We start from the raw sequence: 11,382 nt of genomic DNA on the forward strand, positions 1-11,382 counted from the left end.
TCCCCCTTCCCCCTTTCCCCTTCCCCCTTCCCCGTTCTCACCCCTCGAAGGGATACACCAGCCCCAGCTGCGCGCGGGCGCGGTCGAGGATGTCGATCATGGCGCGGCTGGTGGCGTGCGACAGCACCGGGCTTTCCAGTTGCCCGGTGCGCAGCAGCTCGCAGAAGTGCGCGGTTTCGTAGTTGAGGCCGCTGCCGACGCTGGGGGCGTCGATCTCCACCCGGCGGCCGTCGCGGTAGTGCAGGGTGGCGCGCTGCGGGCTCCACCACTTTTCGTCGATCACCACGTGGCCGTCCGGGCCGCAGAGCAGCGCGTCGCCGCTGCCGGACAGGCCGAGACCGCAATAGAGCTGCGCGTAGCCGCGTTCGTGACGGGTATTGAGCGCGGCCAGGGTGTCGACACCGCTGGCGCCCAGCCGGCCCAGCGTCTGCACCTCGACCGCCGCGCCCAGCCAGTGCACCGCAAGGAACGCGGCGTAGATGCCGACGTCCAGCAGGCCGCCGCCGCCCAGCGCGGGGTCGTAGACCGCGTGGTCGGTGGGCACGTTGGGGCTGGCGAAGCCGGCGCGCACCAGCGTGACCGGGCCGATGGGGTCGTGACGCAGGTGGGCCGCCAGCTTGTCGAACAAGGGATAGAACGGCGGCTTCATCGCCTCCATGTACAGCCGGCCACAGCGTTGCGCCACGGCCAGTACGCTGTCCAATTCGGATGCGGACACGGCGGCGGGCTTCTCGGTCAGCACTGCCTTGCCCGCTTCCAGCGCGGCGATGGCGTAGGGCGCGTGGCTGGTGTGCGGCGTGCCGACGTAGATGGCGTCGAGCGGCTGCGCCAGCAGATCGTCCAGCGTGGCGCAGGCCTGGGCGCCGAACTCGCCCGCAAAGGCGGCGGCCCGCTCCGCGCCGCGATTCCACACCGCGGCCAGCGTCGCGCCCGGCACGCAATCCAGCCCTTGCGCAAAGCGACGGGCGATGCCGCCGGTGCCGATGATGCCGAAGCGGATGGGGTGCATGGCCGTATCCTGCGGAAGGGGGGACGGCCATTGTGGCGGCGCGCCGTGGCCGTCGCCATCAGGCGCTTACCCGATGGGGGGGTGGGAGATTACGGGGTTTTGAACCCCAAATCTTGAACCACAGAGAACACGAAGAACACAGAGGGGGTCACGGAGAAAGCCTGAAGAATGGATCGTTGCGAACGTCCATGTCGATGAAGGACGCTGCGGCCGCCGATCTCGTTTTCCTCTGTGAAACTCTGTGTTCTCACTGTCCTCTGTGGTTCAAGATCTAGGGTTCCCCCAGCACTCAAGCCCGCTCGAACCGCACCAGCGCCAGCGAGCCCAGCAGGTTGGGCAGGAAGTCCACCTTTTCGCCCAGGTGCAGCACCACCTGGCCGGTGGGCCACATGCCCAGCTTCTTCAGCAGCCGTTCGAAGTCGTACACCGTGCACAGGTGGATGTTGGGGGTGTTGTACCACTCGTAGGGGATGGTCTCGGACACCGGCATTCGCCCCAGCAGCAGTTGCCAGCGGTTTTCCCAGTAGCCGAAGTTGGGGAAGGTGACGATGCCGGTGCGACCGACGCGCAGCATTTCCTGGAGGATGCCCTCGACGTTGTGCATCGCCTGGATGGTCAGCGACAGCACCACGAAGTCGAACGCGTTGTCCTCGAAGGTGGACAACCCGGCCTCCATATCGCTCTGGATCACGTCCACCCCGCGCGCCACGCAGGCGGTGACGCTGTCCACGTCGATTTCCACGCCGTAGCCGCGGCATTGCTTGTTGGCCGCCAGCCACGCCAGCAGCGAGCCGTCGCCGCAGCCCAGGTCGAGCACGCTGCTGGCAGGGGTGATCCAGTCGGCGATGTGGCGCAGGTCGGAACGAAGCGGCGCGGTCATGCGGCGATCTCCTGGGCGATGTTGTCGAGATAGGCGCGCATGATGGCGTGGTAGGGCGGGTCTTCCATCAGGAAGGCGTCGTGGCCGTGCTTGGAGTCGATCTCGGCGTAGCTCACGTGTTTGCGCGCGTCGAGCAGCGCCTTGACGATCTCGCGCGAGCGCGCCGGCGAGAAGCGCCAGTCCGAGTTGAACGACACCACCAGGAAGCGCGCCTGCACCTCGGCCAGCGCCTTCACCAGATCGCCGCCGTAATGGCGCGCCGGGTCGAAGTAATCCAGCGCCTTGGTCATCAGCAGGTAGGTGTTGGCGTCGAAATAATCGGAGAACTTGTCGCCCTGGTAGCGCAGGTACGACTCGATTTCGAATTCGACGTCGAAGCCGTACTTGTATTCGCCGCTACGCAGCATACGGCCGAATTTCTCGCCCATGCCGTCGTCGGACAGATAGGTGATGTGGCCCAGCATGCGCGCCAGCCGCAGGCCGCGGCGCGGCACGGTGTCGTGCTGGTAGTAGTCGCCGCCGTGGAAGTCGGGGTCGGTCAGGATCGCCTGCCGCGCCACGTCGTTGAAGGCGATGTTCTGCGCGGTGAGCTTGGGCGCCGCCGCGATCACCAGCGCGTGGCGCACCCGGTCCGGGTGGGTGATGGTCCAGCGCAGCGCCTGCATCCCGCCCAGGCTGCCGCCGACGATGGCGGCGAACTGACGGATGCCCAGCTGGTCGGCCAGCCGCGCCTGGGTTTCCACCCAGTCGCGCACCAGCACCAGCGGAAAGGTCGAGCCATAGGGCTTGCCGGTGGCGGGATCGATGCTCGAAGGCCCGGTCGAGCCATGACAGCCGCCCAGGTTGTTCACGCCGATGACGAAAAAGCGCTCGGTATCGATGGGCTTGCCCGGCCCGATCATGTTGTCCCACCAGCCGGCGTTCTTGTCGTCCTCGCTGTAGCGGCCCGCCACGTGATGATGGCCGGACAGCGCATGGCAGATCAGGATGGCGTTGGAATGGTCGGCATTGAGCGTGCCGTAGGTCTCGTAGACCAGCTCGTAGCGCGGCAGCGTGACACCGGAGGTCAACGTGATGGGGGTCTCGAACACCGCCTTCTGGGCGCTGACGAGCCCGACGGAGCGGGGTTCGGGCATGACCGGGGCTTTCTCGGGGGCAAAGACGGAAGTCTAGCGACTCTGGCGACGCTTATGAACCCGGGGGGGTACATAAGTAGGCGGGGTTGAATTCCAAATCTTGAAACACAGAGAGCACAGAGAACACGGAGTTCCACAGAGGAAAAACAGGTAAGGACCGCGTCCGCGCCCAATGCAGTGTCCGTATCGACTCGGCCTTCCGGTTTTCTCCGTGACCCTCTGTGTTCTCTGTGTTTCAAGATGTGGAATTTGACTTGCCTTGCCCTTGCAGCCGTTCCCAGCCCTCCAGCGCCATTGCCACGTCCACGTCGCCGACGTCGTGGCTGGGTGGTTGCAGCACCACGTGCGGCACCTGCCACGGGTGCCAGACGCGGGCGTCGCTCTGGCCGAAGAAGCACAGGATGGGCTTGCCCAGGCCGGCGGCCAGATGCATGGCGCCGCCGTCGCTGCACACCACCCGGTCGGCCAGTGCCAGCCCGCCGATCAATTGCTCCAGCCGTTCGGTGGGGCACGGCAGCAGCGGCAGGTCGGCGCAGGCGGCGACGATGGCGGCGGCCTTGTCGTCGTCGCCCGGATGTTGCGGGTGGTCCGGCGCGCCGGGCGACCAGAACAGCAGCAGCGCGCAGCCTTCGTGCTGGTGCAGCGCACGCATCATTGCCGCCACGCGCTCGGCCGGCCAGCGCTGGCTGGGTTTGCGCGCGCTGACGTGAAATGCCACCACCGGCATGCCGGGACGATAGCCGGGACATTGCGCCAGTTGCCGGGCGAATGCCTCGCGCTCGGCCGGGCGCGGCGCCAGCGACAGCGGCGGCGCCACCCCGGCGATGCCGAGCGGCGCCAGCAACCGCAGCGTGGCGGCCGCCTCGTGCTCCGGCTGTCCGGGCAGGGCGATCGGATGGGTCAGGCCGCGCAACTCGCCGGGCCGGGCGAAGCCGACGATGTTCGCCGCGCCGGCCAGGCGCGCGGTGCGCAACATCCGCGCCACCCCCGTGCGTCCGGCCAGGATCGCCCAGTCGTAGCCGCGCCGGCGCAACGCCCAGGCCAGCCCCAGCCGGTCCAGGTACGCGCCCAGCCGCGCGCGCGCGCCGCCGGCATGCTTGGCCTTGGTGTAGACGAACACCCGGTCCACCTGCGGATGGCCTTCGACCACTGGCGCGTTGTAGCTGTTGACCAGGAAATCGATCGCGGCCTGCGGAAAGCGCTGGCGCAGCGCCGCGATCAGCGGCGTGGTGCAGACCAGGTCGCCGATGTTATCGCGGCGGATGATGAGGATGCGGCGCGGTGTCGGGGTCATGGGCTTTGAGACAGGCATAGACGAGGCCGAGCGACAGCATGAACAGCAGCAGCATGTGGTCGCGGGTGATGTTCTCGGTGATCATCCGTCCGCCGAAACCGAGCGGCAGCAATACGCCGATCAGGCCGATGGCGTCGAAATGGCGGTTCAGCCAGCGACAGGCGGCGACGATGGTCGCAAGCAGCATGGCGTACCACAGCAGCAGCCCGGGCCACCCGGTGGCGACCAGGTATTCGACGAAGCCGCTGTGCGCATGGCGCGGCCGGCCGCCGTAGCGCTCGCCGACCAGGTGCATGAATGCCTGGCGGGTGTAACCGATGCCGAGCGGATGTTCCAGCGAGAATTGCAGGCCGGCGAAGATGAAGGCGGTGCGCTCGAAGGCCGACACTTCGATATTGCTGCCGTCGGCCAGCTTGGGGTAGGGAATCTCGTTCTGGTTGGTCCAGGCGGTGTAGCGCTCCGGCTGCATCCCGTAATGCACGCTTTCCACCGCCCGATCCCAGCGTGGATCTTGCTGGTCCAGCATGGTGGCGCCGCCCGCGATGGTGCCCACCATCACCAGCGCCAGCAGCAGGCGCCATGCCAGCGCGATATGCCGGGCGAAGATCAGCACCAGCACCGAGGCCGCCAGCAGCGTCAGCGTTTCGCCCAGCAGGCCGTTGCGCGCCCCGGCCAGCAGATTGGCCGAGATCGACAGCAGCCATACCGCCGCCACGGCCACGGTGGGGGCGCCCAGGGTGCGGCGGTAGCGCAGCGCGCGCGCCAGCAGTTCGGCCAGGGTGATGGTGAAGGCCAGGATGGCGAAGAACGCCACCTGCACCTTGCTGGTCATGATGCGGCTGGTCAGATAGGTGTCGTTGCTGAAACGGGGATAGGTGGTGCCGATCAGGTCGGGCCATTCGCGGTGCCGGGCGATCTGCCACAAGTAGTCGGCGTGCAGCACCACCAGCGTCAGCGCCAGCGCGGCGAACACCAGGTTGAAGACCGAGCGCGCACTGGGCCGCAGCAAGGCCACGCCGGCGCCCAGCACGAAGGCGATCATCGCCATCAGCCATTGGCTTTTCAGCTCCCGCAGCACTTCCAGGAGGTAGGGCGTGAACAGCAACTGGATCAGCAGCCAGGCGCTGAGCAGCCCCAGCAGGCGCGGTACCGGCGTGTCGCGCAGCAATCTGCCGAGCGCGTTGCGCAGCGGCGGCTGCGACAGCAGCAGGCCCAGCAGCAGCGCCATCAGCCAGTAGCGCAGGGCGATGGTGCCGGGGATCGACAGGATGCTGAACAGCGTCACGAAGCACAGGTCGGTCGCGAGCAGGCGGGTTGGTACAAGTTTCATGGCGTTCGGTTCTGGTGAAGCAAGGTGATCACTTCATCGGCGATCCGCGTCGCCGTGACGTTGCCGATGCAGGCGCGCGTGCCCACCCGGCAGGTGCTGGCGGTGCGGAACACGGTGCTGCACGGGTAGCAGGGCAGGCGTTCGACGATGAAGCGGCTGCGGGGGTCGAGCGGGCGTTGTTCGCGCGGGTCGGTGGGGCCGACCACGGAGACTACCGGCACGCCGAGCGCGTCCGCGAGGTAAATGATGCCGGAGTCGACGCTGACGTAGGCGGCCAGCCGGGCCAGCAGCACCGGCAGCCGGTCCAGCGCCAGCCGGCCGGTGGTGTCGATCACTCGCGGTGATGGTTGCCGGCCCAGGATGCGCGCGGCCAGCGCGCGGTCGTCCGGGCCGCCCACCAGCAATACGTGGGCGTCGCTGCGGGCCAGCAGCTCGCCGACCAGCGCCGCCACCTTGTCCTCGCCCAGCTCCTTGAGCTTGTTGGCGGCGGAGACGCCGATGCCGATCAGCGATCCCGCCGGCAGGCCCAGCGCGTCGACCGCGGCGTCGGCATCGGGGGCGGCGTACAGCGGTTTGTCGCGGGCGACCGGCACGTCCAGCCGCGCCAGCAGCTCGGCCCACTCGTCGACGATCAAACGCTCGCCCTGGTGGCGCAGCGCGTCGGTCAGCAGCGGCTCGGCGCGCTGCACCGAGCGACCGTGGTTGGCGGTGACGGCGATGCGGCGCGGAATGCCCGCCCACAACGGCAGCAGCAGCCACGGCAGGTTAGGGCTGGCGATCACGATCCAGTCGTAGCGCGCGGCGCGCAGCCGGCGCGCCAGCCGCAGCTTGGCGCCCAGACCGCGCCAGGCCGACGAATCGGCCTCCCAGCGCGCGGTGACGCGCGGGTCGTGCTTGAGCAGCGCGCGATTCACCGGGTGGTGCATCACGGTGAGCGCGGCGTCGGGAAAGCGTCGCGCCAGCGCGTCGATCACCGGCAGCGTGCAGATCATGTCGCCGATCTTGGCGGTCTGCACCAGCAGGATGCGGCGCGGCGCGGCGGGCTCGCGCCGTTGCGCCAGCCACAGCAGCGGCCGGCACAGCCAGGTGACCAGCCAGAGCATCATGGCCGCGCGGCCTCGGCCAGCACCGCTTCCACGTCGCGCACATAGCGCTGCACCGTGTAGTGGTCGCACACCCGCACCCGGCCGCGTTCGCCCAGGTCGCGGCGCAGCGCCGGATCGTGAGCCAGCTGTGACAGGCGTTCGCTCAGCGCGGCGATGTCGCCGTAGGGGTAGAGCAGGCCGGTGTCGCCATCCACCACCAGCTCGCGGGTGCCGACCACCGCCGAGCCGATCACCGGCTTGCCCAGCAGCATCGCTTCCAGCACCACGCGCGGCAGGCCCTCGCTGGACGAGGCCAGGATGCATACGTCCATCGCGGCCACCCACGGCAGCGGTTCGCGCTGGAAGCCGGCGAAGATCACCTTGTCGGCCAGGCCCAGCTGCGCGGCCTGCTGTTGCAACGCTTCGCGCTCGCGGCCCTCGCCGACCAGCAGCAGCCGCCAGTCGCCGGGCAACTGCGCCCGCGCCAGCGCGTCCAGCACGTGGTGGTTGCTCTTGCGCGCGATCAGCGAGCCGACCGTGCCGAACACCAGCGCGTCGTCGGGAATGCCCAGCCGGGCGCGGACCGGGGCGCCGTCGGGCAACGCCTGGGTCGGGTCGATGCCGTTGAGCACCGCCACGCAGCGCGCGGCATCGACGCCCTGCGCGGTCAGCGTGGCGACCACGCCGTGGGAGACACCGATCACCTTCTTCGCCAGCCGGTTGACCAACGCCACCGTCGGCGCGTCCAGCACCGGCTCGATGCGGCAGTGCTGCACCGTCGGCACGCCGGTGGCTTCGGCCGCCAGGTAGCCCTCGATGTTGGAGAGCGGCTGGTTGTTCATGTACAGCAGGTCGAATTCGCCGTCGCGCAGTTGCGCGGCGATGCGCGCGGCGTTGGGGCGGATGCGCCAGGCGGCGTCCACGGCGCGCACCGCGCGGGCGCGCCGCGCCGGCCACGGCGTCAGCACGCCGCGCAGCAACTCCTTGGCGAGCTTGGCCCACAGCGGCTGGCGCCGTTGCGGCAACAGGCGCAGCGGGATGCCGAGCGCGGCCAGATCGTGCGACAGGCTGGAATCGCCGCGCGGGTAGTCGTGATAGAACAGGCAGGTGACGGCGAAGCGCTCGCGGTCGATGCGCTTGAGCAGCTCGAACATGCTGTTGGTGCCGCCTCCCCATTCGTTGCCGGTGTCGAGCAGCAGGATCTTGCGAGCGGTCATGATGCGGGGGCTTCCAGGTGGCGCAGGCAGGCGTCGTACACCTCGTCCACGCCGATGTTGTCCATGCACAGCGGCGCGGCGTAGGGGCAGCGCTTGCCCAGGCACGGATCGCAGGTGCGCCACTTCTGGATCACGATGTGGCGATGTAGGGCCACGGTCGGGCCGGAGCGCTCCCAGTGCGCGGCGGCGAACAGGCTGACCGTGGGCGTGCCGACGGCGATCGCCATGTGCATGATGCCGGTGTCGGGCGTGACCAGCGCGCGGCAGCGCCGCAGCAGTGCCGGCAGTTGCGCCAGCGGCAGCCTGCCGGCGGTGACGATCACCCGCGCCGGATCGCCGATGCCCTGGGCCACGGCGTCCACCAGCGGCAGTTCGGCCGGCGAGCCGGTGACCACGATCTTGAGCGCGGGGTCGTGCGCCAGCAGGCGGCGGCCCAACTCGGCGTAGCGTTCCGGGCGCCAGCGGCGGCTGGCGGTGGAGGCGCCGGGCTGGAACGCCAGCAGCGGCGTTCCCGGCGCGATGCCGAAGTCGCCCGCCAGCGCGGCGTCCAGCGCTTCCTGGGTCTCGGCGTCGACGATCAGCGTCATCGCGCGTTCGGTCGGCGCACCGCCCGCCAGCGTCGCCACCGCCAGCCGCTGGTCGATGCCGTGGGTGAAATCGTCCCAGGTGCGCACCGGCTCGGCGTTGCTCAGCAGGTCGCGGTGGGCGAAGGCGTTGGGCAGCTTGAAGCGCCAGCGCGCGCCGCTCAGCGCGGCCAGCGGCGTGGCCTGCGGCTCGTTGCCGTGCAGGATGGCGACCAGGTCGTAACGCTGGCGCCGCAATTCGCGCACGGTGCGCCAGAACCCCTGCCAGCGGTTGTCGTAGAGCCGGATGCCGTTGATGTCCGGGTTGGTGCGGAACAGCGGCGCGTAGGCCGGATGCACCAGCAGCTCGATACGCGCCTGCGGGTAGCCCAGGCGCAGGCTGCGCAGCGCCGGCGTGCTCATCAGCGCGTCGCCGATGGCGGTACAGGACACCGCCAGGATGCGCCCCACGCGCGGCGTGCCCAGCTCGGCCGGATCGGGCCGCGGCTGGCGACGCACCTGCCAGCGCGCCAGTGCGATGGCGAGGTTCTGGCGCAGGTTCAGGCGCATGGTGGACAACCTCGGGCCACGCCGCCCGGATTGGCCCCATGAGCAAAGCGAGGCTCCCTCGCGGCGGCGAGGGCGGGGGGAGTGGAATCGACCAGGGAGCGCCGTTGCTGGCGGACCACCAAAGTGTTGCGCCCGGCTTGGCCGGGGGCTCGTTCCAGAGCGCGCCCCGCCCATGATCGCTCATCCTTGCAGGCGCGCGCGGCGAGGGCGGGGGGAGTGGAATCGATCAGGGAGCGCCGTTGCTGGCGGACCACCAAAGTGCCGCGCCCGGCTTGGCCGGGGGCTTGAGGCTCGCCGATCCGCAGCGATGCAGGCCGATTTCCAGGCGCGATGGCGAGGTTCTGGCGCAGGTTCAGGCGCATGGCTGAGTCATCACCGGCGTTTCAACGCGGTGTAAAGCCGCGCCAGAGTGGGACGGCGATACAGCCACAACCGGCTGGCCAGCCACGACGCGGGCTTGTCCTTCACCACCAGTCGGTGGATGTGCTCGCGGTCCTGTCCCGGCAGGTTGGCGCCGGGCACGGTGGTGTACAGGTGGCGGAAGCCCGCTTCGCGCGCGACGGCGAGGTAGTCGTCGTCGAAATAGCCCTGCGGCCAGCACAGCTGGTCGCTGGCGCCGCCCAGACGCGCGGCGAAGTCGGCGCGGCTGGCGGCCAGGTCCTCGGCGAGGCGCGCGCGCTTTTCGGCCGGGTCGGCGCACTGCTTGTCCCAGCGGGTGTGGCTGTGGGTGTGGCTATGGAATTCGAAGGTGCCGGCGGCCCGCATGGCGGCCACTTCGCTGGCGCGCACGATCACCTCGTCGGCGCGGCCCTCGGCGATGGCGGCCTTGCAGGCGCGATGGTCCGGCGTGGCCGGCAGTGGGCTGCTGTCGCCATCACCATTGCCGGCATGCGGGCGCGCCGGGCCGTCGCCGACCCAGCCGCTGACGGTGAACAGCACCGCGCGCTGGCCATGGCGCGCCAGCACCGGGTGGGCGTAGACCCAGTTGTCCAGGTAGCCGTCGTCGAAGGTGACCAGCACCGATTTGTCGGGCACCGCTTCGCCGGCCAGGAAACCGGCGAACTGCCGCGTGTTCAGCGTGGTGTAGCCGGCGCGCGCCAGCCAGCCCATGTGCTCGGCGAAGGTGGCGGGGCTGACGGTGACCAGCCCCGGTGCGGGCGATACATGGTGGTACATCAGCACCGGCACGGCGCGCGCGGCTTTCATGCGTGCCCCCGTTCGGCCAGGCTCTTCAGGTAGAACGCCTCCATCTCGCCGGCCATGGTCGCCACGGCGAAGCGGGTGCGGGTGATGGCGCGGCCGGCTTCGCCCATACGCTGGCGTAGGGCGGGGTCGGCGATCAGCGTCTCCAGCGCGCCGCGCAGTGCGGGAACATCCTGTGCCGGCACCAACAGGCCGTTGACACCGTCCTCGATCACCTCGGGCACGCCATCGACCCGGGTGCCGATCACCGGCAGGCCCATCGCCATTGCTTCGATGTACGAGGTGCCGAGCGCTTCCTGGTGGGTGGCGAGCGCGAACACGTCGCAGCCGCCCAGCACGTTGGCCACGTCGCGGCGCAGGCCCAGCAGGTGCACCCGGTCGGTCAGCCCCTCGCTGGCGAGCAGCGCGCTCAGGTTGTCGTACTGCGGGCCGTTGCCGGCCCACACCAGGTGCAGCGTCGGGTGCCGGGTCAGCAACGGCTTGGCGGCTTCCAGCAGTTCGCGGTGGCCTTTCTTGGCGCGCAGGATGGCCACGGTGCCGACCACGATGGCGTCGGCGGGCAGTTTCAGCTCGGCGCGCAGGGTGGAGGCCACCGGCTCCTGCGCCTGGATGCCGGTGTAGATGGTGGCGGCGTGCGCGGCGGGCACGCCTTCGCCGATCAGGTATTGCCTTACGTGCTCGCTGACCGACACCACGCGATGCGGCAGCCAGGTGTAGGTGGCGAGCGAGGTGAGCGGCAGCGCCAGGTGGCGGGTGCGCACGATCAGCGGGGTGCCCGCCAGCCGCCCGGCCATCCCGGCCAGCAGGCTGTCGCGCCCGCTGTGGGTGTTGAGCACGTCGAAGCGGCCGTGGCGCAGCAGCCGGCGCATGCGCCACACCGCGGCCAGGTCGGCGCCATTGCGCATGCGCACGTGGTGCACGGCATAGCCTTCGGCGGCCAGCCGCTCGCCGAGTTTGGCGCCAGGCTGGCATACCAGCTCCAGCGTGTGGCCGCGTTCGCGCAGGGCGACCATTTCCTTGAAGGTGCGATGCTCCTGACCGCCCCAGCCCAGCGAGGATTCGGCGTGCAGGATGCGCAACGATTGTCTGTCCATG

General features: G+C 69.7%; 10 protein-coding genes. All 10 read right to left on the minus strand.

Annotated features, from left to right (window positions below; genetic code table 11):
* Positions 1-37 precede the first annotated feature (37 nt).
* Positions 38-1,009 carry a Gfo/Idh/MocA family protein gene (locus C556_RS0111170; RefSeq protein ID WP_018748342.1) on the minus strand — a complete coding sequence of 324 codons (972 nt, stop codon included), beginning with the start codon at positions 1,007-1,009 and terminating at the stop codon, positions 38-40.
* Between the two features lie 289 nt (positions 1,010-1,298).
* Positions 1,299-1,889: a methionine biosynthesis protein MetW gene (metW, locus tag C556_RS0111175; RefSeq protein ID WP_018748343.1), complete on the minus strand. Its 591-nt coding sequence runs from the start codon at positions 1,887-1,889 to the stop codon at positions 1,299-1,301.
* Positions 1,886-3,025 (minus strand): homoserine O-succinyltransferase MetX, encoded by a 1,140-nt coding sequence (gene metX, locus C556_RS0111180; RefSeq protein ID WP_018748344.1) that lies wholly within the window; start codon positions 3,023-3,025, stop codon positions 1,886-1,888. The genes metW and metX overlap by 4 nt, the downstream gene beginning before the upstream one ends.
* A 235-nt stretch (positions 3,026-3,260) precedes the next feature.
* The gene (locus tag C556_RS0111185; RefSeq protein WP_018748345.1) at positions 3,261-4,319 is read right to left on the minus strand and encodes a glycosyltransferase family 9 protein; all 1,059 of its coding nucleotides are present in this window, start codon (positions 4,317-4,319) and stop codon (positions 3,261-3,263) included.
* A complete protein-coding gene (locus C556_RS0111190; protein ID WP_018748346.1) occupies positions 4,276-5,649 on the minus strand; it encodes an O-antigen ligase family protein in 1,374 nt (457 codons plus the stop codon). Before C556_RS0111190 ends, C556_RS0111185 begins: the two co-directional genes overlap by 44 nt.
* Positions 5,646-6,755, minus strand: a complete 1,110-nt coding sequence (locus C556_RS0111195; RefSeq protein WP_018748347.1) for a glycosyltransferase family 9 protein — start codon at positions 6,753-6,755, stop codon at positions 5,646-5,648. The genes C556_RS0111190 and C556_RS0111195 overlap by 4 nt, the downstream gene beginning before the upstream one ends.
* The gene (locus tag C556_RS0111200; protein ID WP_018748348.1) at positions 6,752-7,951 is read right to left on the minus strand and encodes a glycosyltransferase; all 1,200 of its coding nucleotides are present in this window, start codon (positions 7,949-7,951) and stop codon (positions 6,752-6,754) included. The genes C556_RS0111195 and C556_RS0111200 overlap by 4 nt, the downstream gene beginning before the upstream one ends.
* Positions 7,948-9,084, minus strand: coding sequence for a glycosyltransferase family 9 protein (locus tag C556_RS0111205; RefSeq protein WP_018748349.1), 1,137 nt, complete (start codon positions 9,082-9,084; stop codon positions 7,948-7,950). The genes C556_RS0111200 and C556_RS0111205 overlap by 4 nt, the downstream gene beginning before the upstream one ends.
* Before the next feature lie 372 nt (positions 9,085-9,456).
* The gene (locus C556_RS0111210) at positions 9,457-10,290 is read right to left on the minus strand and encodes a polysaccharide deacetylase family protein (RefSeq protein ID WP_018748350.1); all 834 of its coding nucleotides are present in this window, start codon (positions 10,288-10,290) and stop codon (positions 9,457-9,459) included.
* On the minus strand, positions 10,287-11,381 hold the full coding sequence (locus tag C556_RS0111215) for a glycosyltransferase (RefSeq protein ID WP_018748351.1): 1,095 nt from the start codon (positions 11,379-11,381) through the stop codon (positions 10,287-10,289). Before C556_RS0111215 ends, C556_RS0111210 begins: the two co-directional genes overlap by 4 nt.
* Position 11,382 lies beyond the last annotated feature (1 nt).

This window comes from Chitiniphilus shinanonensis DSM 23277 (genome assembly GCF_000374805.1).
In the GTDB taxonomy this organism is placed as follows: domain Bacteria; phylum Pseudomonadota; class Gammaproteobacteria; order Burkholderiales; family Chitinibacteraceae; genus Chitiniphilus; species Chitiniphilus shinanonensis.

Coding starts and splice junctions, on each gene's coding strand:
- C556_RS0111185 (WP_018748345.1), bottom strand. CDS start 4,319: ATGACCCCGACACCGCGCCGCATCCTCATCATCCGCCGCGATAACATC.
- C556_RS0111195 (WP_018748347.1), bottom strand. CDS start 6,755: ATGATGCTCTGGCTGGTCACCTGGCTGTGCCGGCCGCTGCTGTGGCTG.
- C556_RS0111210 (WP_018748350.1), bottom strand. CDS start 10,290: ATGAAAGCCGCGCGCGCCGTGCCGGTGCTGATGTACCACCATGTATCG.
- C556_RS0111215 (WP_018748351.1), bottom strand. CDS start 11,381: ATGGACAGACAATCGTTGCGCATCCTGCACGCCGAATCCTCGCTGGGC.
- C556_RS0111190 (WP_018748346.1), bottom strand. CDS start 5,649: ATGAAACTTGTACCAACCCGCCTGCTCGCGACCGACCTGTGCTTCGTG.
- metW (WP_018748343.1), bottom strand. CDS start 1,889: ATGACCGCGCCGCTTCGTTCCGACCTGCGCCACATCGCCGACTGGATC.
- metX (WP_018748344.1), bottom strand. CDS start 3,025: ATGCCCGAACCCCGCTCCGTCGGGCTCGTCAGCGCCCAGAAGGCGGTG.
- C556_RS0111205 (WP_018748349.1), bottom strand. CDS start 9,084: ATGCGCCTGAACCTGCGCCAGAACCTCGCCATCGCACTGGCGCGCTGG.
- C556_RS0111170 (WP_018748342.1), bottom strand. CDS start 1,009: ATGCACCCCATCCGCTTCGGCATCATCGGCACCGGCGGCATCGCCCGT.
- C556_RS0111200 (WP_018748348.1), bottom strand. CDS start 7,951: ATGACCGCTCGCAAGATCCTGCTGCTCGACACCGGCAACGAATGGGGA.